14 protein-coding genes are annotated in these 26,921 nt (G+C 71.0%); 8 read left to right on the forward strand and 6 right to left on the reverse strand.

The features are described 5' to 3' along the window. Positions 1-3 precede the first annotated feature (3 nt). The 4 genes from MYA_RS23600 to MYA_RS30325 all read right to left on the reverse strand — a co-directional run bounded on the left by MYA_RS23600 (position 4) and on the right by MYA_RS30325 (position 1,842). Positions 4-285 carry a hypothetical protein gene (locus tag MYA_RS23600; protein ID WP_011882586.1) on the reverse strand — a complete coding sequence of 94 codons (282 nt, stop codon included), beginning with the start codon at positions 283-285 and terminating at the stop codon, positions 4-6. 74 nt (positions 286-359) lie between these two features. Next, positions 360-950, reverse strand: coding sequence for a hypothetical protein (locus MYA_RS23605; RefSeq protein WP_014725386.1), 591 nt, complete (start codon positions 948-950; stop codon positions 360-362). A 111-nt stretch (positions 951-1,061) separates the two neighbouring features. Then, positions 1,062-1,388 (reverse strand): hypothetical protein, encoded by a 327-nt coding sequence (locus tag MYA_RS23610; protein WP_011882588.1) that lies wholly within the window; start codon positions 1,386-1,388, stop codon positions 1,062-1,064. A gap of 160 nt (positions 1,389-1,548) precedes the next feature. Continuing rightward, positions 1,549-1,842 carry a hypothetical protein gene (locus MYA_RS30325; protein WP_014725389.1) on the reverse strand — a complete coding sequence of 98 codons (294 nt, stop codon included), beginning with the start codon at positions 1,840-1,842 and terminating at the stop codon, positions 1,549-1,551. Between the two features lie 1,059 nt (positions 1,843-2,901). Between MYA_RS30325 and MYA_RS31475 the strand changes: the two genes are divergently transcribed. Then, complete coding sequence (locus MYA_RS31475) at positions 2,902-3,366, forward strand: hypothetical protein (RefSeq protein WP_014725392.1); 465 nt, start codon at positions 2,902-2,904, stop codon at positions 3,364-3,366. Here MYA_RS31475 and MYA_RS23620 read toward each other — a convergent pair. After that, positions 3,333-4,259: an AraC family transcriptional regulator gene (locus tag MYA_RS23620; RefSeq protein ID WP_011882592.1), complete on the reverse strand. Its 927-nt coding sequence runs from the start codon at positions 4,257-4,259 to the stop codon at positions 3,333-3,335. The genes MYA_RS31475 and MYA_RS23620 overlap by 34 nt on opposite strands. 179 nt (positions 4,260-4,438) lie before the next feature. Between MYA_RS23620 and MYA_RS23625 the strand changes: the two genes are divergently transcribed. The 7 genes from MYA_RS23625 (at position 4,439) to MYA_RS23655 (ending at position 24,715) form a co-directional block, all read left to right on the forward strand. Beyond that, positions 4,439-4,900: a (2Fe-2S)-binding protein gene (locus MYA_RS23625; protein WP_011882593.1), complete on the forward strand. Its 462-nt coding sequence runs from the start codon at positions 4,439-4,441 to the stop codon at positions 4,898-4,900. Positions 4,901-4,902: 2 nt separating this feature from the next. Beyond that, entirely contained in the window at positions 4,903-7,113 is a 2,211-nt protein-coding gene (locus MYA_RS23630; protein ID WP_014725393.1) for a xanthine dehydrogenase family protein molybdopterin-binding subunit, read from the forward strand. 362 nt (positions 7,114-7,475) lie between these two features. Next, positions 7,476-7,874: a winged helix-turn-helix domain-containing protein gene (locus tag MYA_RS23635; RefSeq protein WP_011882595.1), complete on the forward strand. Its 399-nt coding sequence runs from the start codon at positions 7,476-7,478 to the stop codon at positions 7,872-7,874. A gap of 480 nt (positions 7,875-8,354) precedes the next feature. After that, positions 8,355-9,533 carry a type III secretion system cytoplasmic ring protein SctQ gene (gene sctQ / locus MYA_RS23640; protein WP_014725394.1) on the forward strand — a complete coding sequence of 393 codons (1,179 nt, stop codon included), beginning with the start codon at positions 8,355-8,357 and terminating at the stop codon, positions 9,531-9,533. 3 nt (positions 9,534-9,536) lie between these two features. After that, positions 9,537-10,211: a type III secretion system export apparatus subunit SctR gene (sctR, locus tag MYA_RS23645; protein WP_011882597.1), complete on the forward strand. Its 675-nt coding sequence runs from the start codon at positions 9,537-9,539 to the stop codon at positions 10,209-10,211. Beyond that, positions 10,208-11,002, forward strand: a complete 795-nt coding sequence (locus tag MYA_RS23650; RefSeq protein ID WP_014725395.1) for a lytic transglycosylase domain-containing protein — start codon at positions 10,208-10,210, stop codon at positions 11,000-11,002. The genes sctR and MYA_RS23650 overlap by 4 nt, the downstream gene beginning before the upstream one ends. A gap of 249 nt (positions 11,003-11,251) precedes the next feature. Next, positions 11,252-24,715, forward strand: coding sequence for an LWXIA domain-containing protein (locus tag MYA_RS23655; RefSeq protein ID WP_014725396.1), 13,464 nt, complete (start codon positions 11,252-11,254; stop codon positions 24,713-24,715). A 96-nt stretch (positions 24,716-24,811) separates the two neighbouring features. Here MYA_RS23655 and asnB read toward each other — a convergent pair whose 3' ends face one another. Continuing rightward, positions 24,812-26,779: an asparagine synthase (glutamine-hydrolyzing) gene (gene asnB, locus MYA_RS23660; protein WP_014725397.1), complete on the reverse strand. Its 1,968-nt coding sequence runs from the start codon at positions 26,777-26,779 to the stop codon at positions 24,812-24,814. Positions 26,780-26,921 lie beyond the last annotated feature (142 nt).

Consider the following 26,921-nt stretch of genomic DNA (forward strand, 5'->3'; position numbering starts at 1 on the left):
GCATCAATCCCGTTGCGTTCCTGCCGCTTTGCCTGTTTCCCCGAACTGCTTCCAGCCGCTGCCCAACTGCGACCACGAACCGCCCGGCATGCCCTGCGATGGCGGGGCCGCGGGCGCGCCGGCGGCATTGCCCGGCGACAGCGTGTGTTGCGGTGACGGTTTGGTTGTCTGCTCAGTGTTACTTGACGTCTGTACGTTCGATTGCACGTCGTCGGTCGCGCGGTCGGCGGCATACGCCGTCAGCGACGTGAGCATCACGACGGCGGCAATCAGGTTCTGCTTCATGCCAGCTCCTTACGGTGACGACAACGGCGCAACAGAGACCAGCGTCACCGGGAAACTGGTCCCTTCCACCCGAATCAGGGCGTGCCGGCCGTCGCGCCGGAGCTGCCCTGACTGCCGCCCGACGCCGACGGCGATCCGGCCGGCCCGGTACTCCAGACGGTCGACGTGTTGTAGTGGTTCGAGCCCGCGATCGTCGACGATCCGCCGAAGCCGGCCAGCCCGCTCGCGCCCGCGTTCGCGATGCCGGCGTCGTTGCCGCCGCTCGCCGTGTAGTGGTTCGCGCCGAGCACGATCGTGGCGGTCACGCCGCCCGACAGCGCATTCGCGTTCTCGGTCGTATTGGCGGTGCCGCCGAACGAGCCCGCGGCGCCGATCCCGCCGCCAGCCGCGAACGCGCCGCCGTTGGTGCCCCACCCGCCGGCCGTCGACGTCGAGTCGTGGTACGCGGACGCCGTGCCGGTCGAGCCCGCGGGCGTCACCGTGCTTCCGGCATTCGCGCCTGCGACCGAAGTCGTGTTGCTCGTATAGCTGCCGGTGCCGACCAGCACCGAACCCGAGACGCCCGACGCCACGGACTGAGTCTGGTTGAAGGTCGTCGTGCCGGCGGCCGCTGCGGCCGACGACAGCACGGCGAGCGCGGTCGCTAAAAAGACGTTGGCTTTCATAGCAATTCCTTGCGATGACGAAGGTCGGTGGCCGGATCGCCGGGCCGCCCCGTGCGGGGCGATTCCCGGCGTCCGCGCCACCATTCGATGACGAGCGCTGCGCGCGGCGGCTTAGTAGTGGCGGAACGTCCAGGCGCTGGAGCCTGCGTTCGCGCCGCTCAGCCCGCCGGACTGCGAGCCGCCGAAGCCGAAGCCGCCCACCGTCGACGTGTTGGTGTGATCGGTGTACGACACCGCCGCGCTGGTGCCGCCGCCGGCCATCGCGCCGGCCGCGCCGAGTGCCGCACCCGAATCGGTGGCGGTGAAGTGGCCGAAGCCGGTCACCCCCGCCATCGTCTGGCCGCCGCTCGACGAACTGCTGCTCGACTGGGTGCCGCTCGCTGCGAACGCTGCACCCGAAACCGCCATCACTGCTGCTGCAATCAGAAGCTTCTTCATGGTCGACTCCAAAACGGCGTGGACGGAACAAGCGCAGGAAGCTGCACGCCTTCAGCCTGCCTGCGTCGAGCAATCCCTGAACACAAGGACCGCCATTCAATCGGCAACGAGCGTTTCTCCGATCGCAATTCGGCTCATTGCCTAAATCCCATTCGCTGTTTTATTGGCCCTGCGATTCATCGTTTTGAATACCGGCTTGCGCACCGGTGAAGTCACCGGAATAAACCGAGTCTCGAACCCGGAAAACGAATGCATCGTTCCGTATCGTTCGTCGTGCGTCGTTCGATATCGGGCGGCGCCGCGCGCCGGCATGCGGCTCGCCACTGCCGGCGAGCGAAAATGCACGACCCGATTTACCGAAGGCGAACGCCCTGCCGCTGAAAATCGCCGCGTAATCGCGGCAACGCGACAACAATGCGCAACCGTGCACGCGCGCCTGACCGTCACGCAGCAACGTTGTTCGTGAGTTACCGGTCGCCGATCATGCGGATAATCCGGCTCGCGGGTTTTCGGTACAGTCCGGGTCGCGCCGCTATTGCCGCGATGCGATCGAAATGTCGATGGACGTGCACGCGCGCATCGGCATCGAGCGGCCCGATACGAACTGCTGGTCCATCAGGGTGAAGTGAGTCGACGAGAGCGCCGCTGTCGATCAGTGGTGGCGCGAAACGACAGCTGCTCCAGCACGCGCAATGCGCGGATACCGGAACGCCGGCAACGACGCACTCGCGACGCCGGCACTGCGCCGCGAGTCGTACGGTTACCCCATCGTTGCGCTGAGAATGCGCGGATCAAGCCGTTGCTTGTGGTCTTCATCGCTGTTCCCCGACTGCTTATTGACGAGACCGTCGCCCCCCCAATCTTCACTGCATCAGGTCGACTGCCCGCCGGTGCGGTCAATACCGCAAGCGGCATGCCACGCACGATTGCGCCGACGATTGCGGGTGGCACGGCGCGCGGGCAGCGCGGAAACATGCGATTTTCGTTTCAGGAATGTATCGCGGCAACGGGTGGCCGCCTGCGGCGATCATCGACTGACGAGAAGCAATCCCACCGAAGGCCGCGCGACGCGGTGCGCGGCGCCGCATGTGTGTGCTACCGAACGTCTGTTTCAGAGTTGAGAATCGCGCGCTGCCGGTTCGGAACAATGGACACGTCAACGCCCGAAAACGGCCTGCCACCGGGCTTTCGCGGGCGCGCGGCAAGTTGCGGACGGCTCGCTCGCGCGCCGCGCGCCTTCGCGCAAAGCGTGCGCGCATACGGCACGGGACCGATTGCACGAAGCATGCAGCGGCAAACCGATTACCCGAAAATACGATTGATTCATCCGTGAAAATCCCGACTCGCTCGCACATCGATGGTTAATGCCGCAGAGCGACGAATCGCAAAACCGGCACGGGCCGCACCGCTTTCTACCGGTCCGCATATTCGATGAAAAACGCCGGGCATTCGCGCGTATCCGCCAGCACATCGGGCGTTTTATTACGTTGCACATTCATTTCATCGTCCGGTAATGATCGCCGGCGCATTGCATTTCGATGTGCGTATCGTGCGGGCGTCACGCGAGTCCGCATGGCGCGCGATACACCGGAGAAACAACTCGGAAACGACGTCGACGCCGCTTTCCCGCGCGCGAAGCGGCGCGCGCAAGCGTCGTTTCGGCGCGAAAAAATCATCGTGGTATGGCGTTTCTCGCATTTTCGGCGCGTCGATACGCGGCGACGCCGCAAGCGCCGAATGCGTGCGGCGCGGCGCGGGATACACGGGTGGAACAGCGGCGCGCCGGCCGCGCCGCGGCACGACCCGATACCGCGCCGCATATGACGCGCGCGCCGCTGGCATGCCGGTTGCAACGCTGCGTGGTTGGCCGTGCGCGCAGCACCATCGCGCGCACCCGGCCCGCGTCGGACCACATCGGACCACATCGGCCGACGACGGCGCCGACTACGTACCGAGCAATTCCTTCCTGCGCAAATGACCCACGTCGCGCATCGGCGGCGCGCCGAACAGCCTGCTGTATTCGCGGCTGAACTGCGACGCGCTCTCGTAGCCGACCGTCGCGGCCACCGACCCCACGTCGCCGCCCTGGCGCAGCAGCAACCGGCGCGCCTCGTGCAGGCGCAACTGCTTCTGATACTGCAGCGGGCTGAGCGTGGTCACGTGTTTGAAGTGATGATGAAGCGACGACACGCTCATGTTGACGGCCTGCGCGAGCGTCTCGACACGCATCGGTTCCGCGTAGTGGTCGCGAATCCATTCGATCGCGCGCGCGATCCGGTGCGTGTGGCTGCCGGCGACGGCCATGTGACGCAGGCGCGCGCCCTGCCCGCTCGTCATCAACCGGTACAGCAGTTCCTTTTCGATCAGCGGCGCGATCACCGGGATGTCGGCCGGCGTATCGAGCAGCCGCAACAGGCGCAGCGCGGCGTCGAGCAGCGGCGGCGTCAGCTCGGCGACAGCGATGCCTTCGCCTTCGGGGCCGGCCTCCGGCTCGGGCAGACGCATCTCTGCAGCGAGTTCGACGATGCGCTGCAGGTCGAGCGTCAGCGACAGGCAAAGATAAGGAACGTCGGGCGACGCCTGCGTGACGCGCGACAGGATCGGCAAGTCGATCGACGTAATCAGGCAGTGCTGCGCGTCGTATTCGTAGGCCTGCCCCGCGACGACCACGCGCTTCGCGCCCTGCGCGGCGATCACGAGCGCGGCGCGCGACACGCCGCAGCCGAGATCGACCGCACGCGTATGGCGGTGCAGCATCAGCGCCGGCACGGCCGTCGCGTGCGAGCCGTCCGCCGGCGCGAAGCGGCCGATCAGCGACGCCAGCTCGCGCCGCCCGGATTCGCGCGATGCCGCGATATCGGTCATGTCCATGGCGGTTCCTCGTGTCGTTTTGCGGATCGCGCGAGCATAGCGAAACGCGCGCCGCCGTGCCCGGGATTTGCAGGATTGTTCAATAAATTTGCAGGATCGGATAGCCGTAACGACGGGCCGTTCGCGCACACTCCCACCTGATCCGGCGCATGCCGGGTTTTCCCCACGGAGACAAAAAAATGCCCACCACGTTTGTCCTCAACGGCAAGAGCGTCACGCTCGACGCCGATCCGTCGATGCCCGTCCTCTGGGCGATCCGCGAGCATGCGGGGCTGACCGGCACGAAGTTCGGCTGCGGCATGGCGCAGTGCGGCGCATGCACGATCCATCTCGAAGGCCAGGCCGTGCGCTCGTGCGTGCTGCCGCTGGCCGGCATCGCGGGCAAACAGGTGACGACAATCGAAGGCCTGCAGAGCAAGCCCGCGCAGGCCGTACAGGCCGCCTGGGTGAAACTGCAGGTGCCGCAGTGCGGCTATTGCCAGTCCGGCCAGATCATGTCCGCGACCGCACTGCTCGAACAGAACCCGAAGCCGACCGACGCGGACATCGACGCCGCGATGAACGGCAACCTGTGCCGCTGTGCGACCTACGCCCGCATCCGGGCCGCGATCCACGACGCGGCCGCGACGCTGGGAGCGTGACCATGACGATCGAACTCGACAACGCCGGTTCGGTGCGCGCGTCGCGCCGCACCTTCCTGAAAACCGCGGGCGCCGCAGCCGCCGTCAGCCTGACGATCGGCTTCGAATGGGCCGGCCTCGGCCGCCGCGCGCTCGCCGCGACGCCGCCCGCCGCCGACTTCGCGCCGAACGCGTTCCTGCGCATCACACCCGACGGCGCGGTCACGGTAATTGCCAAGCACGTCGAAATGGGCCAGGGCGCGTACACGGGCATCGCGACGATCGTCGCGGAGGAGCTCGACGCCGACTGGTCGAGCGTGCGCGTCGAAAGCGCGCCGGCCGACGCGAAGCGCTACGCGAACCTCGCGTTCGGCACGATACAGGGCACGGGCGGCAGCTCGGCGATGGCGAACTCGTGGCAGCAGCTGCGCGAAGCCGGCGGCAAGGCGCGCGCGATGCTCGTGTCGGCCGCGGCCGCGCGCTGGCAGGTGCCGGCCGGCGAGCTGAGCACCGCGGGCGGCGTGGTCACGCACGCGAAGAGCGGCAGGACGGCCGCTTACGGCACGCTCGTCGCCGATGCGGCGAAACTGCCGGTGCCCGACCACGTCACGCTGAAGCAGCCGGCCGATTTCAAGCTGATCGGCCATCGCATCCCGCGCGTCGACGCGTCGGCGAAGTCGAACGGCACCGCGCAATTCACGCTCGACACGACCTTCCCCGGCATGCGCGTCGCGCTGCTGCAGCGGCCGCCGCGCTTCGGCGCGACCGTCAAGTCGGTCGATGCGACGGCCGCGAAGGCGGTGCCGGGCGTCGTGGCCGTCGTGCAGGTGCCGAATGGCGTCGCCGTCGTCGCGACCGGCTTCTGGGCCGCGAAACAGGGCCGCGACGCACTGAAAATCGACTGGGACGAAACGCACGCCGAAAAGCGCGGCTCCGACGAGATCATGCGCGAATACCGCCAGCTCGCCGCGAAACCGGGCGTGTCGGCGCGCAAGGACGGCGACGCCGACGCGGCGATCGCCGGCGCCGCGCGCAAGCTCAGCGCGACCTACGAATTCCCGTATCTCGCGCACGCGCCGATGGAGCCGCTCGATGCGGTCGTCAAGCTGACGGCCGACGGCTGCGAGATCTGGGCCGGCGACCAGTTCCAGACGATCGACCAGGGCAACGCCGCAAAGGTCGCGGGGCTCGAGCCCGAGCAGGTGCGCATCCACACGCTGTATGCGGGCGGCAGCTTCGGCCGGCGCGCGAACGCGTGGTCCGACTACGTGGTCGAGGCCGTGTCGATCGCGAAGGCGCTCGGCGCGGACGGCACGCCGGTCAAGCTGCAGTGGACGCGCGAGGACGACATCCAGGGCGGCTTCTACCGCCCGATGTACTTCCACAAGCTCGATGCGGGGCTCACCGCCGATGGCCGGCTGGTCGGCTGGCGGCACCGCATCGTCGGCCAGTCGATCCTCGCCGGCACGCCGTTCGCCGCGTTCATGGTGAAGAACGGCATCGACGCGACGTCGGTCGAGGGCGCGGCGAACCTGCCGTACGCGGTGCCGAACGTGTCGGTCGAACTCACCACGACCAAGGTCGGCCTGCCGGTGCTGTGGTGGCGCGTGGTCGGCAGCTCGCACACCGCGTATGCGGTCGAGGCGTTCATCGACGAAGCCGCGCACGCGGCCGGCAAGGACCCGTACCTGTTCCGCCGCGACCTGCTCGCGAAGGAGCCGCGCATGCGCGCCGTGCTCGAGCTGGCCGCGCAGAAGGCCGGCTGGGATCCGGCGCAGCCGCTGCCGAAGGGCCGCGGGCGCGGGATCGCGGTGGCCGAGGCGTTCAAGAGCTATGTCGCGCAGGTGGCCGAGGTGTCGGTGGACGCGGACGGCAACGTGAAGGTCGAGCGCATCGTGTGCGCGGTCGACTGCGGGATCGCGATCAACCCCGACATCGTCGCCGCGCAGATGGAAGGCGGCATCGGCTTCGGGCTCGGCGCGGCGCTGCACAGCGCGATCACGCTGAAGGACGGCCGCGTCGAGCAGCGCAACTTCGACGGCTACCACGTGCTGCGGATGGCCGAGATGCCGAAGGTCGAGGTGCACATCGTGCCGTCCGCGCAGGCGCCGACCGGCGTCGGCGAGCCCGGTGTCGCGCCGGTCGGGCCGGCCGTGGCCAACGCGATCTTCGCGGCGACCGGCAAGCGGCACTACGTGCTGCCGTTCGATTCGGCCGGCGGCGCGAAGGCTTGACCGGCGTGTGACGCATCGGGCGGTGCGGTGTGGCGTTGTTGCCCGGTGCGTCGGTGCGGCGCGGCGCCCCGCCGCGCCCGCATCGTGCTGCGCGTGACTGCGCCGTAACGCCGCCCGTAATGCACGTTACGCACGTAACGCCCGTAACGTTCCCGCGCGATGCTACGTAACAATTCTTCAATATCGGTCGGGCCGGCGCCGCGGCACGCGGCTGCGGCGCCGTTAAAAATTCTTTTAGATTCAACACCGGCGCGCGATTGCGGGCGCCGGGACCCGCCGCACGGCTGGGGCGGCTTCATCACTGGCCCGGAAGTTGCAGTACATGACTCGCAACACTCCTTTACGGACATGCGAGGGCCACCATGGATTGCAAATACCTGTACATCGACAACATAAAAATCAACTTCGTGCGCCGGACGATCGAAATCGACGACAAGGTCGTCGACGTCACGCCGCGAGAATTCGACGTCGTCGAGTTCCTGCTCGACAACATGAACAAGATCGTTCCGCGGCAAGCGATCCAGGAAGCGGTCTGGGGCCGGGAGCTCGGCGTGTCGTCGCGCACGCTCGACACGCACATCTCGCGGATCCGTTCGAAGCTGCAGCTCGATCACGACAAGAACCTGCGGATCATCCCGATCTATGCGGTCGGCTATCGGCTCGTGCTGTTCGGCGCGGCGATGACGCACGTCGAGCGCCACGATGCCGCGCCGATCCTGCGCGCCGCGCCGCAGCCGATGGTGACCGCCGACTACGCGTGACCCGCGGCCGCGCCGGCGCCCCGAGGCGCGCCGGCCGGTTTTCTGGTTGGGTGGGGCGCGGTACATCGGGCGCGTTGAGCAGAGGCGAGGCCGAGCCATGCCATGTCGAGCCGCATCGAGCCGAGCTGTGCCAAGTCGTGCCGGACTGAGCCGAGCCCGGTCGAGTCGAGCCAAGCCCTGCCACGGCAACCCAAGCGCCAACCCGAGCCCCACACCGCGCCGCGTCCTCGCCACACCGCCCAGCGCCGCCCCAGCCCCCGCGCCCCAAGCCCCACCCACCTTCCCCCTCACCCGCCCCCACACCCCCGACACGCTTCGTAGCTCGCCACCACGAGCCGCGCCGCGTGCCGTCTGCGACTACGGATTCCGGCGCCGCACGCGGCCGGCACCGTCCCTACAATCGACGCAGCAGCCGCGCGCCCCCCGCGCCGCCGGCCACCACAACCCGTCGACCATCGCCGAATCCGCCCCGATCCCGCCGTGCCTGCGCTGCCTTTGACGAATGCCGACACCGGCGACGCCGCGAACCAAGCGCCCGCCGCCGCTCCGGCCGCCGCGCAGACCGCCGCCGCCGTGCCGCCCGCGCCGGTCGCGGTCGCGGTCCCGCTCGACGCGTCGCCGTATCTGCCGCGTCTGTCCGCGGCCGCCGCGCGCGGGCTGTCGCATGCATACGGCGCGCCGGCCGCCGTGCCGGTCACGCTCGGCGAGCACGCGTACGAGGTGCGCTGGCGCGTCGCCGCCGAGCCGGTTGCCGATGCCCATGCATACCGGTTCGTCGTCGGCCCGGCCAGGGGCACGCTGTGGCTCGACCCGCTCGCCGAAACCGAATGGCTCGGCGATGCCGCCGACCCGGCCGTGCCGGCCGTGATCCGAACGGCGTTGCTGGCCGATCTCGCGGCGCCGCTCGCGGCCGTGCTGCAGGCCGCGACGCGGCAGCGCGTCGAATTGCTGCCGCCGCCCGCGAGCGTGCCCGCATGGCGCACCGCACCAGCCGCGCTGCGCTTCGAGCTGCGCCGCGCCGACGGCGCATGGCGCTGCCACGGCGCGCTGCTGTTCGACGCGCCCGACGCGCTCGCGGTGTTCTTCGCGCAACCGGCGCCCGCGCGGCCGGCCCCGCATGCGGCCTATGCGAGCCTGCCGGTGCCGCTCGTGTTCGAGATCGGCCGCACCGAACTGACGACGGCCGAGTTGGCCGACGTCGTCGGCGGCGACATCATCGCGATCGAACGCTGGCGCGCGCACGAGCAGAACCTGCTGTGCGTCGCGCGCGTGCCGGCCACGCCGGCGTGGGAGATCACCGGCCGGCCGTCCGGCACCCGGCTGACCGTCGAACGAATCAGGGAGATGCCTTTGGAACCGACCCGCACCGACACCCCGCCCGCGACCGCGCACGACGCACCGCCGGACGACGCACCGCGCTCGCTCGACGGCCTCGCGGTCGACCTGCGCTTCGAGCTGCCGCCGACGTCAATCCCGCTCGGCGAACTCGGCGCGCTGCAACCCGGCGCGGTGATCGAGCTGCAGCAAGGGATCAACCAGAGCGTGATCCATCTGGTCGCGAACGGCATGCTGATCGGCACCGGGCATCTGATCGCGGTCGGCCAGAAACTCGGCGTGCGCGTCGTCACGCTGACGCAGCCGGCCCCGCGCGAGCGTTGAGCGATGGGCAATCTGCCGAATCCGGTCGCGCTGATCGCGGTGATCGCCGCGCTCGGCATCGCACCGTTCGCCGCGCTGATGGTGACGAGCTACACGAAGCTCGTGGTCGTGCTCGGCCTGCTGCGCTCCGCGCTCGGCATCCAGCAGGTGCCGCCGAACCTCGTGCTGAACGGCATCGCGCTGATCCTGTCGCTGTTCATCATGGCGCCGGTCGGGATGTCGATCCGCGACGCGCTGCAGGCGCGCCACTTCGACGCGGCGGGGCAGTTGTCGACCGCGGACATCGGCGTGCTCGCCGACGCCGCGCTGCCGCCGATCAAGGATTTCCTGGTCTCGCACACGCGCCAGCGCGACCGTGAATTCTTCGTGCGCACCGCGACGTCGGTGTGGCCGAAGAACCGCGCCGACGGCATCAAGGACGACGACCTGCTCGTGCTGGTGCCGAGCTTCACGCTCGCCGAGCTGACCAAGGCGTTCCAGATCGGCTTCGTGATCTATATCGTGTTCATCGTCGTCGACCTGCTGGTCGCGAACATCCTGCTCGCGCTCGGGATGCAGATGATCTCGCCGACGACGATCTCGGTGCCGTTCAAGCTGCTGCTGTTCGTCGCGCTCGACGGCTGGTCGCTGCTCGTGCACGGGCTCGTGCTGTCGTACCGCGTGGCGGGGGCGGGATGAACGCGCGCGCGCTGCGCTGCGTCGCCGCGGGCCTGTACGCGCTGGCCGCGCTGATGCTCGCGTGCTCGGGCCTGAACGTGCGCGACGCGCGCGCGGCAGGCAGCGCCGCGGCCTTCACGCAACTTGCGCGCGCGTGCGCGCCGAACGTCGATCCCGATACGCTCGCCGCGCTGGTGCGGACCGAATCCGGCTTCAATCCGTATGCGATCGGCGTGGTCGGCGGCCATCTGACGCGCCAGCCGGCGTCGCTCGACGAGGCGCGCGCGACCGCGAGCGAGCTGGCCGCGCGCGGCTTCAGCTACAGCGTCGGGCTCGCGCAGGTGAACGAGCGCAACTTCGCGAAGTACGGGCTCGACGACGCGACGATGTTCGAACCGTGCCGCAACCTGCGCGCGGGCGGCGCGATCCTGACCGAGTGCTTCGCGCGCTCGTCGAACACCGGCCGCTCGCCGCAGGCCGCGTTGCGCGCGGCGCTGTCCTGCTACTACAGCGGCAACTTCACGACCGGCTTCTCGAGCGGCTACGTGAGCCGCGTCGTCGCCAGCGCGCAGCGCAATGCGCGCGAGGGCGGCGTCGAGCCGATCCCGGTCGTGCGCGACGTGCCGCCGCCGGCGCGGCAGCGGCGCATGGACGCGGTCGCGACCACGCCGCCCGAGCGCGCGCGACGGCTGCCGTCGGCGGCCGCCGCCGCGGACGCGCCGTCGTGCCATGCGCGCCCCGTCGTGATGATGTGTCGCGGCTTGCCGGCCAGCCAGGCGAAGCGGCTGTGCGTGCGGTGCCTCGACCAGTGACGGGCTGAGCGCGCGTCGGCGCATCGCCGGATGCGGGTCGTTTTCAGGGGTCGAACGACGCTGCCGCGCCGCACCACCGCAGCCCGCGCCGCTCTCGTAGCGCGTGCGGCGCCGTCGCGCCGCGCGCCTCGCCGCGCTACGAAACAGCCGTGCGCCCGCCGCGATGCGCGTCCGTACACTCGAACGATCGCGGCGCGGCGTGTGGCGCGCCGTGCGCGCCGCGCATCGCGCGGCTCAACGGAGACGAGCATGCTGTCGATCGACGGACTGGGACTGGGTGTCAACTGGCAGCGCTTCCTGTCGGAAACGCTGAATCCGGTCGTCGCGCCGCCGCCCCCGCCGCCGAAGCAGGACGATCCGGCAGCCGGCCCCGCGAATCCGACCGTGACGCCGCCGATCCCCGTCACCGCGTCGCTGGCCACCGACCCGGCCAAGCCGACCAACGCGGAAATCCAGTCGGCCACGTCGCTGATCCAGAGCATGGCCGCGCAGTACACGGCGCCGCCGCCCGACATCACGGTGGAGAACGACAAGACGACCGCCGTGCAGAAGGCGATCCAGGGCGCGCAGACCAAGTACGACAACGCGTCGCAGGCGCTGCAAGGCGCGCAGAACGTGCTGCACCTGGCGAACCGCGACCCGGAGTCGACGCCCGCCGAGCGCAAGAGCGCGCAGGCCGACTATGCGAAGGCGCGCGCGGCCGCCGACGACGCGCAGCGCGAGCTGAACGTGACGACCGACGCCGGCTACATGATCCTGTACGGCGAGCAGGCGAACGCCGACATGCCGGCCGGGATGAAGCTCGACGATTCCGGCAAGGTGACGGACCCCGGCGACGCGCAGCACGCGGCCGACCAGCAGCTCAAGACGCTGATCGCGGCATTCCCCGATCACCCGGACGATCCGAACTGGGCGCCGCAGGCGAGCGACTGCAAGAACCCGCTGCAGATCCGGCTTTATGACGACTGGCAGAAGGCGCAGGCGCATGCGTCGGCCGGCTCGGCGAAGTTTTTCGCGGACGTCGCGAACTCCAATCTCGCGTACGCGCAATTCCAGTCGTACCTCGCCGATCCCGACTACAAGGCGGCACTCGATGCGGGCGTCGGCCGGCTCAACGATGCGTTGCAGCCGCTCGACCTGCAGGTGTCGATGCCCGACGCGCCGGATTCCGCGGATGCGGCGCAGACGACCGTCACGGCCGCGGCCAAGGACGCGAACTACGCGAATGCCGCGCTCGCGGCGGCAAACGACAACGTGACGCTCGCCCAGGCGCAGCAGCAGTCCGATGCCGACAACGGCAAGGAAGGGCCGACGGTGATCGTGCCCGACGCGATCGCCAAGGACAAGACGGCGCTCGCTCATGCGCAGGTCACGGCGGGCACCAGCAGCAGCTATCTGCAGATGCTGGCCGCGCAGCAGCAGGCCGACACGTTGCAGGCGAACTACCACGGCAAGCTCGCTCGCCTGTCCGACGATCCGAGCGAGCCGTACCAGCAGCTGCAGCTCGCGAAGCAGCAGGCCAGCATCGCGCACGACGCGTTCGTGGTCGCGTACGGCGCCTCACTCGCGCAGCAGTACGACGACCAGGCCGCGCAGATCGAGGCGAGCGTCAAGCCGCCCGCGCGCCCCTCGCCGTTCAACACGGCGAACCCGTCGCAGCTGTTCGCGCCGCCGCCGTGGAACACGACGGGCACCTCAGCGAACGGCACCCCCACGAACGCGGCGCCGCTGTTTTCGTCGCCGCTGCCGAAGACGAACGCCGCAGGCGCGCCGAACGCCAACGGCGCGCCGAACGGCAGCCAGCCGTTGTGGAACACGTCGCCGTTGCTGAACGGCCCGCTGTCGTTCGCGCCGGCGGATGCGGCGGCGAACCCGGCCACGCCGTCCGGCCCGACGCTGCTCGACGCGAAACGCCTGCGCGTCACCGCGGGCGCCATCCGCGCCGCCGACAACCGGCTGTCGAATCTGGTCAACGAGCGTGCGACCGGCGCGGCGCTCACCGAAGCGCGCAACCAGCAAGCGCAGAAGCACGCGACGCTCGCGACGATCCAGCAGCAATACGACGACTGGCAGGCCTCGCATCCGGCGCCGACGCGCTTCCGGCAGCTCGCCGACGGCGACATCCTGCCCGCGTATACGCCGCCGCTGCCGAACCCGAACCAGACCCAGCTCGATCAGGCGAAGAAGGATGCGCAGAACGCCGACAACACCGTGCAGCGGCTGCAGTTGCTGAGCGAGTCGGCCCACCAGCAGGTGCTGCTGGACCAGTTCGACGCGGGACTCGAAGAGCGGCTGCGCTATGCCGATCCGAATTCCGACGCGTACAAGGACTACCAGAGCGCGCAGCACGATTTCTACGAGGCACACCGCAGCGAGTTGTCGAACACGCTGCTCGACGCGGCGAGCGCGAGCACCGGCAAAGGCGCGACCATCGACTTCGGCAAGCTGAGCGACACGCAGCAGCGCAATCTGATCGGCGTCGCGCTCGGCATGGCGCCGGACGTCGGCGGCGACGCGTCGTCGAACACGTCCATCGCGACCGACACGCAGACGCATTTCACCAACAAGGACAAGCTGTCGACGATCGACAGCGTGCGCGACCAGCTGCTGAAAGTCGGCGGCGGCGCGACGACGCAGGTCAGCGTGCTGCCGATGGTGTACGCGGCGAAGGATGCCGGCATGACCACCAGCGCGCTGTTCAAGGTCAGCGGCAAGGGCGACACGCAGTACGTCGACGAGACGGCGAGCACCTACGACGACATCAACGACTACATCGACAACAACGAGCTGTCGAAGGACGGCACCGTCGACATCGCCACCGGCCACAACGCGGACGGCACGCTGCAGCTCGTCTCGAAGGCCGCGCACCACGAGAGCGGCTTCGACAGCTTCATGAACACGCTGACCAGCACCGGCCTGAACATCGGCATGATGGTCGGCGGGATGGCGCTCGAAGGCCTCGGCACGCTGCTCGACGGCACCGTCGTCGGCGCGGTCGTCGGCGTGCCCCTGAACCTGCTCGGCGCGGGGATGATGTACACCGCGATCGGCGCGACGGTGACGAGCGCCGGGCTCGATCTGGCCAACCGCGCCGACCACGGCCGCAGCATCAATCCGTTCACCGACGCGGGTGCGCGGATGGACTTCATCAATCTCGTGCCGATGGGCGCCGCGGGCGCCGCGAAGCTGGCCGGCGCCAAGCTGTTCACGCGCACCGTGACGGCGCTCACGCGCACGCCGAAAGTCGCGTCGGTGCTCGCCAGCGGCACGAAGGCCACCGCGGTCGTGACCGGTCTGGGCGCCGGCTTCGAGGCGTTCGGCGAAGCCGGCTACGACTACTTCGTCACCGGCGACAAGAAGGCCGCCGGCGAGGAGCTCAAGTCGGGGCTGACGAACGTCGCGCTGATGGCCGCGGGCGGCCTCAAGGAGCGCGTGGTCACGTCGGTGCGCACGGGCACCGGCAGGCCGATACCGATCCGCGGTGCGGACGGCAAGACCGTCAGCGTGGACAGTCAGACGATCGGCCGGATCCTCAACAAGGGCGACGACGCGTCGCTCGCGGCCGGCCGCACGCGCGTGACGCTCGACGGCGAGGCCGTCACCGTGTCGCCGGACGGCTCGCTGCGCGTCGGCGACAAGATCCTGACCTACGAAGACCAGCCGATTCGCGTGCTCGACCGCACGTCGCGCAACGCGTTGCCCGCGGGCAAATTCGTCGTGCTCGGCGAAGACGGCAAGCTGTCGGTCGTCTCCGCCTCCGACAAGAGCTGGACCAACGGCACGCGGATCGACTCGGTGACCGACACCGGCGAGCGGCTGTCGTTCGGCGACGGCGGCGGCATGAGCACGACGCCGAAGGTCGTGGCGAGAACACCGCTCGAACTGCTCGACCGCACGCTGCAGCAGGCGCGCGACGAATACGCGGCCGCCCGCGACGAACAGGCGCCGCGCAGCCTCGCGCAAGCGGCCGAGCAAGGCGAGACGGCCAGCGCCGCGAACGACGCGCGCAGCACGCGGCGCACGAGCCAGGAACGCGCGCGCGTCGACGCGCAGCGCGACGAGGCCGCGGCCGAGCGCGCGACCGACGCGAACCTCGACCGGCGCAGCGCCGACGCCCAGGCGCTGCGCTACCGGCCGCTCGACGCCGACGCGTCGCCCGGCGCGGGCGCGCGCACGACGCCTGCCGCGGCACGCCCGCGTGTCGACGTCCGGGTCGTCGACCTGACCGGCGCGAAGCCCGCCGCCCGCGCGGCGACGGCCGATCCGGCCGGCATCTCGGTGCCGCGCGGGCCGAGCGCGGAACCGCTCGAGGTCGGCGGCCGCACGCTCTACATCGTGCGCGACGGCGACGCGCCGCATAGCGCGTCGCCCGCCGCCGCGCGCACGCCGAAGCTCGACGAACCGATCGTCGTGATCGCCGGCGAGCACGACGCGCAACTCGCACCCGAGCTCGCGAACCGCTGGGACAAGCCCGTCTATGCGGCGACGCCCGAGGCGCTCGACGCCGACGGTCAGCTGCGCGCCGACGCGCGCACGCTGCGTTTCGATCCGGCGCCCGACGGCGTCGCGCTCGCGGGCGACGCCGAAGCGGCACCGCACACGTCGCCCGCCCGCGCGCCAGGCGACGCGCCGGTGATCGTGCTCGCCGGCAAGCGCGGGCCGAACGAGCCGGCGCTGCCGCGTCCCGCCGCGACGCCGCGGCCGCTGAAGGCGCTCGACGGCCGCTTCAGCGCGCCGAACCGCGTGCTGGTGCTGGTCAAGTCCGAGCGCAGCGCCGCGCCCGAGCGTGCGCCGGCACACGGCGAGACCGCGCCGCCGCGCGAGCGCGCAGGCGGCGGCGCCGCGCGGCCCGTGTCACACCACGACGTCGCCCACGCCTACGATGCCGACCTGGTGGCCGCGCATCCGGAGATCACCGAAGCCGCGCCGCCCGAAGCGGCCGCGTCCGGCCCCGGCTGGTTCACGCGGATGCAGGTGCGTTTCGGCGGTGCGCCGGTGCCCGACACCGTGCTGGCACTCGCCTCGCAGTCGGCGACGCTCGTCACGCAGCTGCGCATGCTGAACGACGGCGGCTGGCGCGTGAAGGTCGGCAAGCGCGGCGGCGGCAGCCACATCGATGTGCGCAAGCGCGTGATGACGATCGACGGCGCGCTTCAGGAACCGGGCAGCATCACCTACACGCTCGCGAGCGAGGCGCGCCAGGCGGTCGAGGCGATGGCCGGCGCGCTGGACCTCGACTACGGCAGCCGCAGCCGCTTCACGCGCAAGGCGCTCGAAGCGGAGGCGCGCGCGCAGATCAACGCGTTCGAGGCGCGCTACGAGATCGCGCTGTCGACCGGCGTCGACATCGCCGAACACGCGCAGCTGCCCGATGCGATCGCGCGCGAAGGCGTCGACTGGCACGGGCCGACGAGCGATTACACGGGCACGGTCGCGCGGCTCGCCGAAAACTTCGCCGATGCGCCGGTGGCCGCTCGCGACGCGCAGACCTACCGCGAGTTCTACGACGACGTGTGGGCGCGCCAGAAGCGCCGCGGCGGCGTCCCGCGCCGGATGCCCGCGCCGCGGATGCAGCCCGCCGACGGCCAGGACGGCACCGCGCCGGCCGGCCGGCAGCAGCTCGACGCGCGCACCGCGTGGAGCTACGCGCACGCCGTGCTCGAGTCGCCGTTCGGCGAGCGCCCGGCGCCCGATGCCGCCACGTTGCAGGCGCGCCGCGACGGCCACATGTCGACGTTCGCCGACGGCGACGTGCTGGTGCTGCATGCGGACACGCTGCCCGACGGCACGCTGCTCGTCGACGGCAAGCCGGTGAGCGCGCACGAATACGCGCTCGCGATGGCGCCGTGGCCCACGCTCAGGCAGGCGGACACGATCGTGCTGTCCGCCGGGCAAGGCGGCTACGAAGCGGCCGCGCGGCTCGCGAACGTGTGGCAGCGCGCCGTCTACGCGCCGCCCGAGCATGCGGTCGGCGCCGACGCGACGGTGCACGACACGCGCATGTTCCACCGCTTCGACCCCGCGCCCGCCGCGCCGCACGCGCTCGGCGAACTCGCCGCCGACGCCGACGGCGTGCATCTGGCCGGCGATCCGGCCAGCCGGATCGACATCGACGGCAACGTCGGCGAACTGCTCGGCGCCGGCGCGCGCAAGACGGCGTTCGCACTCGGCGACGACGCCGCGCTCGCCACCGTCGACCGCAGCCCGAAGCCGCCCGGCGCACCGCAGGAACCGCTGACGCCCGAAGCGCAGCGCGCCGCCGACGAGCAGCTCGTGCGCGACGAGCAACGCGCGCTCGCACAGCTGGAACAGTGGGGCATCCGCACCGTTCGGCTGGACGGCCCGTTCCCCGCGCTCGGCGACCGCGTCTCCGCGCTGTCGCTCCCGCTCGGCGTGTTCCACAGCGACGAATTCGCGAGCGGCCGCCTGCCGCCCGCGGTGGCGCGCGCGGCCATCCAGAACGTGTTGAAGACGCGCGAGGTGCTCGAGCAACACGAGGTCGGCTTCGACCTGCAAGGCATCTTCACGCGCTCGGGCGATTTTCTGGTCTGCGATCCCGGCCCGATCCTGAACACCTACGCGGCGCACACGCTGTCGCTGTCGCGCCTGTTCGAGATCGAGAAAGGCATTCACCGCTGGATCGAGCAGCACGGCGTCGACGCGCTCGATTCGGCGCTCGATCCGGCCCGCGACCCGACGCCGCTGGCCGACGATGCGTTCGTGCAGAAGCCGTCGGTGATCACGCGCGTGCGCATGCGGGTGGGCGGCGCGCCGCTGCCGGCCGAGGTCAGCGCGCTCGCGCAGCGCTCCGGCACGCTCGCGGCGCAACTGCGCATGCTCGACGCGAACGGCTGGCGCGTGCGCGTCGGCAAGCGCGGCGGCGGCAGCCGGATCGACACGAAGCACCGGCGCGTGACGATCGACGGCGCAGCGGCCGGCCCCGGCTGGATGACCTACGTGCTCGCGCATGAAACGCAGCATGCGATCGACGCGATCGCGGGCACGCTCGGCCTCGACTACAGCGGTCGCGGCCGCTTCACGCGCACGGCGCTCGAAGCCGAGGCGCGCGCGCAGCTCAACGCATTCGAGGCCCGCTACGAGATCCGGATGGCGAGCGGCATCGACATCGCCGCGAACGTGCGGCTGCCCGACGCGCTGCAGGCGGAAGCCGACGCATGGCCGGCCGCGCGCGGCGACGCCGGCGCGCTCGCACGGCTCGCCGACGCGTTCGCCGAGGCACCGGTGTCGGGCGCGCGCGGCAAGACCTACACGGAGTTTTACGGCGACGCGTACGATCGCGGCCCCGGCCGGCGCGCGCGCGCGATGCCGGCGCCCGAGACGCGCGCTGCACACGACGGCGATGGCGAGCGCGACGCGCCGACGACGATGCGCGAGATCCAGGCGCAGCGCGCGGCATGGTCGCAGGCGCATGCGGAACGCGACGCGTCGCCGTTCGGCGCGAGCGGAGCGCCGCCGGTCGAGACGCTCGCGCTGCTGCGCGACGGCCGCGTGCTGCTCGACATGGGCCAGCGCATCGCGATCGTGCCGGCCGACACGCTGCGCGACGGCACGCTGCTCGGCCCCGACGGGCAGCCGGTCGGTCCGCACGAGTTCACGCTGCTCAACGCGCCGCCGTCCGATTACGGCTACACGACGATCCTGGCGGCGCGGCATGCGAACGAAGGCGGCGCCGCGCAGCTCGCGAACCTGTGGCAGCGCGCGATCTACACCGTCCATCCCGACGCGATCGGCGCGGACGGCATGCCGACCGACCTGTCGGCAATGAACCGCTACGTGCCGGCGAGCTATCGCCAGCCGTCGCTCGGCGAGCTGTCGGTCGACGGCGCGCACGGCACGCTCCATCTCGACGGCGCGCCCGGTCGGCCGGTCGATCCGGCCGATTACCTCGGGCCGGTGCTCGGCTCGGGCGCGTACAAGACGGTGTTCGACGGCGGCGCCGGCCAGGCGCTCGGCGTCTACCGCGACGGCTCGATCGACGGCCTCGCCGATGCGTACGAAGCGGTCGAGCTCGAGCAAGGCGGGCTCAAGACGCTGAGCGAGGTCTACGAGCTGCCGACCAGCACCACCGACGGGCCGTTCTCGGTCGTGAACCGCGTGGGCGTCGTGCTGAAGCCGTCCGCGCAGTTGAGCAGCGTCGACGTCGAGTTCGACATCGGCCTGCCGGCCGTGGTGTCGAGCCGCGGCCTGACGGATCTCGCCCGCATCCGTCGCGTCACGCAGGACCACAATCTGCTGTACGACTTCCAGGTGCTGTTCGGCCGCAACGGCGACGTGATGCTGCACGATCCCGGCGAAGTGCTGCCGCACGGCGATCCGCACGGCACCGTGCTCGCGCGCATCGACGAAGTCGCCGCGAAGATCCACGCCGGGCTCAGGCACGGCCGCATCAAGCTCGCGCATCCCGCGTTCGACGAGGCCGGCGCGTATGCGCCGCGCCGCGGCGCGATCGCGCACGTCGTCATGACCTTCCGCGGCATCGTGCTGAGGATGCAGGCCCACGCGCTGGCGCGCCGCTCGCCGACGCTGCGCGCGCAGCTGCGGCTCGCGCGCGCCGACGGCTGGAAGGTGAAGCTCGGCGCGCCCGGCGGCGGTCAGTATGTCGATGCGGCGCGACGCAGGATCGTGCTCGACGGCAACACGCGCCGCGCCGGCACGCTGGTGTTCGCGCTCGCGCATGAAGCGCAGCACAGCGTCGACCTCGCCACCGACACGCTCGGCCTCGACCGCAGCAGCCCCGACGCGTACGTGAAAAGCCTGCTGCTCGCCGAAGCGCGTGCGCAGCTCAACGCGTATCGCGTGCGCGCCGAAATCCTCGCGGCGGGCGGCCCCGACGTCGCCGCGCACGTGCAGCTGCCGGCGACGCTCGCGCGCGCGGCGGAACACGCGTTTGCCAGCGGCGAGCCGGCCGCGCTCGATGCGCTCGCCGACGCGTTCGGCGAGATCCGCACGTCGCTGCCCGGCACGCCGACCTATCGCGCGCTGTACGGCGAGCAGGCGCGCGCCGAGCTCGCGGGCGAGCCGGCGCCGCTGACGCTGGCGGCCCCGGCCACGGGGCGCGGCGGCGGGCGGCGCGGCGGCGCCCGGTCGGGCCGCAACGCGCTCGACAGCGCCGAGATGACGCGTGCGCGCGCGTGGCTCGACGCGCGCGGGATGCGCACGCTCAAGCGCGTCGACGGCGCCGATGCGGCGTCGCTGCGCGCGCTCGTGCGCCAGACCGGCACCGATACCGTGCTGCTGATCACGCGCGCCGGCAAGATCACGCCCGCGGCGGTGCCCGAGGTGGTCGCGACCGCACGGATCGATGCGAACGGCGCCATCGCGCAACCGAAGTTCGTCGGCGGCAAGCTCACGCCCGACGAGCAGCAATCGCTCACGGCCGCGCTCGATCCCGCCCACGACGCGGCCGACCCCGCACCGGCCGCGGCCGCGCGCGCGGGCTTCGCGTTCCATGCGTCGCCGGTGTCGCTCAAGCAGCTGCAGGCGCTCGGCGGGATGGCGAAGATCGAGTACGCGGGCGACGGCAAGGTCGTCGAATTCACGCGGCGCGGCCGCGTGAGCAGCCGCTACGTCGATGCGATCGGCGCGCTCGCCGATGCGAAGCACTATCGCAGCGCGCACAAGGCGCTCGGCGCGGCCGGCCGGACCGACACCATCTACGCGATCGACCGCACGACGGGCGAGCTGCGCGGCCATGCGACCTACGATGCCGCGAGCGGTTCGTGGAACTACCACGAGAAGGCGCCGCTGGCGCAGACGCGCATCGGCGAGCGGCCGCTGCGCGACGCCTATCCGCGCCGCGCGCAGGTGCGCGTGCGGCCGCACGGCAAACCGCACGGCGTGCCGCTCACGCGGGCGCGCCGGCATAGCGTGTCGTTCGTGGTCAGCAGCATCGATCCGGCCATGCTCGAACAGGTCGGCAATCGCTTCGATGCGCCGAAGCCGCCGAAGGCCGACAAGCCGGACAGGCTGCCGCGGCCCGGGCTGCGCTACCTCGGCCAGCTCGGCATCACCAAGACGCTTAACGCGCCGCGCCGCGTCGCGCTGTTGACGCGCAACCGCACCGCGGCGCTGCTCGGCCGCGCCCGCACGGGCGCCGCGCTGCCTGCTGCCGGGGCGGCGGCGGCGAGCGTGCCGCTGTTCGACCGGAACCTGCTGCCGTCGGGCAAGCACGCGGCGCTGGATTTCAGCGGCCACAATGCGGTGCATCTGCTGAGTGCGGCCGAGTTCGGCGCGCTCGATGCGGGCAAGCATCACATCTACGTGTACGACACGAGCGACCCGCTCACCCACCGGCTCGACACGCCGCAGGGCGTGCTGGTGCCGGACGCGAAGGGCAAGCTGACGTGGCACGACTGGCAGAATCCGGGCGCGCCCGGCGTGCCGCTCGAATCGTCGCCGATCGGCGCGGGGCCCTACGGCGCCGACACCCATCTGCTGCTCACCGAGCTGACGCCGGCCGAACTCGCGGACCACGCGCGCGGCACGCGCCTTGCCGCGCTGAACCGGCGCGTCGAGTATCTGGACGGGATCGCGAAGGACACGTCGCCGAGCACCTTCGCGTCGCTGCGCAACTGGGCAAGCGACGCGGCCCGCGAAACGCGCAGCGCACGCAAGGCGCTGAAGAAGGAAATCAAGGCCGCGACCAAGGCCGCGAAGCGCCAGGGGCTGCCCGAGCCGGCCTATCCGGAGCTCAAGCTGCGCCCGTACCAGCCGTCGCTCGTCAGCACGACGCTGGTCGAATGGAAGCGCCTGTATGGCGACGGCAACGTGCCCGACCTGTTCGCGCACCTCGAGCGGATCGACGCGCTCGCGAAGCACGAGCGCGATTCGCGCCTGCCGCCGCTCGAGCTGACCGACGCGACGGCCACGACGCCGCCGCCCGCGACGATGGCCGACGCCGCCGCATGGCGCAGCACCGGCCTGCCGTTGTACGTGGCGCGCGACTGGTCGGGCGGCGGCGCGCGCTACGCGCCGGTGCCGTTCTCCAGGCGCGCGCAGCGCGGCCTCAGCACGGCCGCCGCCACCGACCGCGCGCTGCGGCGCGCCGTGCTCGGCGCCGGCGACGCGGTGCGCAACCGCCTCGTGCCGATGAGCCGTGCGTACCGGCTGTCCGACGATCCGGCCGAATTCGTCGCGCAGACGCGTCGCCACGGCGGCGTCATGCCGGTCGTGACGATCCCGATCGATCCGCACACGCTGAACGCGACGCGCGGCGCGAAGCACGACCCGGAATTCGTCGGCGACGTGAAATCGATCGGCGACCAGCGCAAGGCGAAGATCGACTACTGGGAAGGCACCATCACCGGCGAAAACGGCAAGGTCATGCACCTCGACGACCTGACCCGCGAGAACCTGCACCGCTGGCTCGACGCGGCGTCGGAGGCCGGCTTCCTGCTGCGCCTCGAGATGGCGCCCGCGCGCGCGCTCGTGTCGGCCGCCGACTACCGGCACCTCGCGGGCACCAACGACGGCTATCACCATCACGCACGCCTCGGCGCGCTGCTCGAATCGTGGGCCGCCGAGCACGAGGGCGAACCCGCGCCGCACGTGATGGTCACGTTCCACGGCTGGGACGCGGTGCCGGAGCCGGTGCCCGGCGCCGGGCACCTCGAGCTGCTCGACTCGCTGCTCGATCGCCCCACGCTCGAATGGGTGCACGTCGGCCTGTCGTATGCGACGCACGGCGCCGACTTCATCGCGAACCAGGAGCTGACGACCGCGCTGGCGAAGCGGCTCGTCGAGCGCGCCGTGGACGAATACGCGCAGCCCGACGGCCTCGACGCACCGCGCAGCAAGCTCGCGCGGCTGCACGGCACGGACGCGCTGACGCGCGTGTTCGAGCGCGTCGACCGCGACACGCTGGCCGACCAGCACCAGATGCTGCTGGCCGAGATCGAACGGATCGGCCGCGACAAGGGCCTCACGCCCGCGCAGATCGCCGAATTGCGCCAGCGCCTGTACGAAGGCAACACGACGCGCCTGCTGCATCGCGCGCGCTATGCGACGGCGAAGTTCGCGACCGACGCGTGGCACGCCGACCCGAGCCATGCGCCGTCCGAGAAGTCGCGCGAGCGCAAGTTCAACGAGGCCTGGCTGAAGGACGTCGGCGCCCGGCTGCGCGCGCCGCAGCAGGATACGACGCTGGTCGACGGCAGCACCGTCGCGGCGGGGCTCGAACCGTGGCGCGAAGTGGTCCGACGGCCGGCGCTGATGGTCGACGCGTCGCTGCCGGTCAGCGAGAGCCGCCTGATCAGCGCGCAGGCGGCCGACTACGTGAAGCCGGGCGATCCGCTCGCCGCCTTCGCGGAACTCAATGCGCTGCGCCTGCAGCAGATGGAACGCTCGTGGTCGGTGCTCAGCTGGAAGAACGTGCTGTCGGGGCTGGTCGGGATCGGCGCCGGCATCGCCGTCCACCATATCGGCCTGACGCCGACCGACTACAAGCAGGCGGCCAACGCGACCTTCGTCGGCGTGCGGACCGGCCGCCTCGTGCAGGCGCTGCATCAGGACACGCTGCGCGCGCTGCAAAGCGGCGATCCGCGGCTGTTCAACCACGTGATCGATCGCTTCATCAACGGGCTCAACAACCAGTTGTCGGCGCACCGGATGGACGAGGCGCAACGTCGCGCGTCGCTGGTGCGGCTGGCCGGCGAAGGCCGCGCGAAGATCAACCTGCAGCTCGAACTGCACGGCCGCAACGCGCTGTCCGCCGACAAGACGGTCGAGTACACGAAGCTGCTCGCGAACGACATGATCCAGCAGATGCAGGGCGTGCTGGCCGGCACGTCGATCCAGCAGTTGCACCACGGCAATCCGCGCCGCTTCCTCGGCAAGGTGGGCCGCACGGCCGCGATCGCGGGTTATGCGAGCCTCGGCGAGATGTCGCTGCATACGCTGCTGCAGGATCCGTCGCTGGTGCCGCTGCTGGGCACCACCGGCGCGGTGCTGGGCCTCACCTACACCGGCCTCGTGCAGGCCAGCGCGTTCACCCACCTGAGCATCGAACGGCGCAGCCGCTTCGTGCGCTTCATCGACACCGCGTCCGACCTCGCGAGCATCGCCGGCGGCTATATCGCGCCGTTCGTGGGCGCGGCCGCGACGATCCACACCAACCTGCCGACGGCGATCGCGTCGCTCAGCTCGGCCACGCTGCTCGCGCTCGCCCGCGCCGACACGCATTTCCCGAACCTGACCAAGCGCGTCACCGGCAAGATGCCGACGATCCTGCTGCTCGCGCCGATCGGGATCTACGTCGGCAACTGGGTTTATACGGCGGTCAGTGGCGGCAGCAGCAGCGGCAACGGCGGTAACAACGGCAACAACAACACGCCGCCGTCGAACGGCACCACGCACCACGGCAGCGCGCCTTCCGCGCCGGCCGTGCCGCCCCTGCCGCCATCGGGCACGCACGCGCACGTCGCGCCCGCGGCGCCGCCCACGACACCGACGACGCCGCAGACGCCGGCCGCCGCGCAGCCGTACATCGTCGTCGCCGGCGATTCGCTGTGGGTGATCGCCAACCGGCATCGGCAGTCGCTGCTCGATGCCGCGCACGTGTCGCGCGCCGATCAGCAAGGGTTGACGCGCGACCAGCAGGACGCGCGCGCGCTGACCGAAATCCTGCAGCTCAATCCGTCGGTCGCCGGCGATCCGAACCAGTTGTCGGTCGGTACGCCGCTGAACATCGGTTGAGCGGCGTGGGAGTGTGAGCCTCGAACGGCCTGAACCGGCAAGGACGGGGGCCGTTCGCGGGCCTCCGCGTGTTGCGCATCGCGTTTCACCCGGCCGTCACACCGCGCGCTGTCCCTCGAGCCACGCCTGGAACATCAGCACCGTCCACAGCTGATGCTGCCAGTTCATCCGGCCCGTCAGATGCTGGCGCCACAGCCGCTCGACCGCCGCCGCGTCGAAGAAGCCTTCGGCGCGCAACCGCGACGGCTCCAGCAAGGCTTCGGCCCAGTCGCGCAGCGCGCCGCGCAGCCAGTGATCGACCGGCGCGCAGAAGCCCTGCTTCGGCCGGTCGATCAGCGCGCGCGGCACGTACTGATCGAGCAGCCGGCGCAGCAGCGCCTTCGGCTGCCCCTGCGGCAGCCGCACCGCGGCCGGCAGCCGCCACGCGAATTCGACGACGTGATGATCGAGGAACGGCATGCGCGTCTCGAGGCCGACGGCCATCGCCGCGCGGTCGACCTTCGCGAGAATGTCGGTCGGCAGGTACGTGAGCGTGTCGATCGCCATCGCCTGCTCGGCGAAGCTCAGATGCGCGGGCCACGCGGACACCGTGTCGAGCGGCGTCGGCGGCTCCTGGCCGGCGAGCGCGAGGCGCTCGGGATGATGGACCGACGACATCAGCAGCCGGTACAGCCCGATGCGGCTCTCGGCCGTCATCACGTGGCCGAGCTTGTGCAGCCGGTCGCCGATGCGCGACGCGCCGTCGCGCGCGTCCACGCCGCCCCAGGCGCCCTGCGCGACGGCCGCGAGCTGGTCCGCGTGGTCGGGCCGCAGCGCGTGCAGCGCGGCCGCGATCCGCGCGCGCACCGCGGCCGGCACGCGATGCAGCTTGCGCCACAGGCGCGGCGTGAGGAAGTAGCGCGTATAGCCGCCGAACAGCTCGTCGCCGCCGTCGCCGGACAGGCTCACCTTGACGTGCCGGCGCGTCAGCTCGGACACGAGAAAGGTCGGGATCTGCGAGGCATCGGAGAACGGCTCGTCGTAGATCGACGGCAGCTTCGGCACGACGGCGAGCGCATGGTCGGCCGTCACGTAGAGCTCGGTGTGGCGCGTGCCGAGGTGGCGCGCGACCGCCTTCGCATAGCCGGCCTCGTCGTAGCCGGCCTCGTGAAAGCCGATCGTGAACGTGTCGACCGGCTTGGCCGACTGCGCCTGCATCAGCGCGACGATCGCCGACGAATCGATGCCGCCCGACAGGAATGCGCCGAGCGGCACGTCGGCCTCCATCTGGCGCGCGACGGCCTGGCGCAGCACGGCGTCGAGCTGGCCGACGGCGTCGTCGGCGTTGCCGTCGAACGGCCGCTCGCGGCCGGCTTCGATCGCCTGCTCGAGCGTCCAGTACGCGCGCACGCGCGGCGTGTCGCGCGCATGCTCGAACTGGATGAAGGTGCCGGGCGGCAGCTTGCTGATGCCGCGATAGATCGTATGCGGCGCGGGCACGCTCGACTGGCGCAGGTACAGGCACAGCGCGTCGCGATCGACCGCGCCGTCGAAGCCCGGATAGCCGCGCAGCGCCTTGAGCTCGGACGCGAACACCAGCGCGTCGCCGATCCGGCCGTAGTACAGCGGCTTCTCGCCGATCCGGTCGCGCGCGAGGGTCAGCACCCGCGACGCTCGGTTCCACAGCGCGAATGCGAACATGCCGGTCGCGCGCCGCAGCGTCGCGTCGACGCCCCACGCGGCGATCGCCGCGACCAGCACTTCGCTGTCCGAGCGGCCGCGCCACGCGGGGGCGCGCCCCGTGCGTTCGAGTTCCGCGCGCAGTTCGCGATGGTTGTAGATTTCGCCGTTGAAGACGAGGACGTAACGGCCGCACGCGGAGGCCATCGGCTGCCGGCCCTGCACCGACAGATCGACGATCGCGAGCCGCCGGTGGCCGAGCGCGATGCCGGCCTCCGGATCGACCCACATGCCCTGCCCGTCCGGCCCGCGATGCGCGAGGCTCGCCGTCATGCGCGCAAGCGTGCCGCGCGCTGTCTCCTCATCGAAGGCGACGCTATTCAGAAAGCCGTCGATTCCGCACATTGGTTTGTCTGCCCCTGTTGACCCGATCCGGCAACGGCGGCGCGACTTCGCGGCCCGCCGCCCGGTTGACGGTCGAGCCATCTTACGAAGAAATAAATCAGCAATAATTCCCGCGCGAAACGGTGCTGCTACCGAAAAAAAA

The sequence above is a fragment of the Burkholderia sp. KJ006 genome, from assembly GCF_000262695.1.
Lineage (GTDB): Bacteria > Pseudomonadota > Gammaproteobacteria > Burkholderiales > Burkholderiaceae > Burkholderia > Burkholderia vietnamiensis.

Bases quoted from the DNA above. Each gene is read 5' to 3' on its own strand.
- MYA_RS23600 (WP_011882586.1), bottom strand. From the start codon at position 285: ATGAAGCAGAACCTGATTGCCGCCGTCGTGATGCTCACGTCGCTGACG.
- MYA_RS23605 (WP_014725386.1), bottom strand. From the start codon at position 950: ATGAAAGCCAACGTCTTTTTAGCGACCGCGCTCGCCGTGCTGTCGTCG.
- MYA_RS23610 (WP_011882588.1), bottom strand. From the start codon at position 1,388: ATGAAGAAGCTTCTGATTGCAGCAGCAGTGATGGCGGTTTCGGGTGCA.
- MYA_RS31475 (WP_014725392.1), top strand. From the start codon at position 2,902: ATGATCGCCGGCGCATTGCATTTCGATGTGCGTATCGTGCGGGCGTCA.
- MYA_RS23620 (WP_011882592.1), bottom strand. From the start codon at position 4,259: ATGGACATGACCGATATCGCGGCATCGCGCGAATCCGGGCGGCGCGAG.
- MYA_RS23625 (WP_011882593.1), top strand. From the start codon at position 4,439: ATGCCCACCACGTTTGTCCTCAACGGCAAGAGCGTCACGCTCGACGCC.
- MYA_RS23630 (WP_014725393.1), top strand. From the start codon at position 4,903: ATGACGATCGAACTCGACAACGCCGGTTCGGTGCGCGCGTCGCGCCGC.
- MYA_RS23635 (WP_011882595.1), top strand. From the start codon at position 7,476: ATGGATTGCAAATACCTGTACATCGACAACATAAAAATCAACTTCGTG.
- sctR (WP_011882597.1), top strand. From the start codon at position 9,537: ATGGGCAATCTGCCGAATCCGGTCGCGCTGATCGCGGTGATCGCCGCG.
- MYA_RS23650 (WP_014725395.1), top strand. From the start codon at position 10,208: ATGAACGCGCGCGCGCTGCGCTGCGTCGCCGCGGGCCTGTACGCGCTG.
- MYA_RS23655 (WP_014725396.1), top strand. From the start codon at position 11,252: ATGCTGTCGATCGACGGACTGGGACTGGGTGTCAACTGGCAGCGCTTC.
- asnB (WP_014725397.1), bottom strand. From the start codon at position 26,779: ATGTGCGGAATCGACGGCTTTCTGAATAGCGTCGCCTTCGATGAGGAG.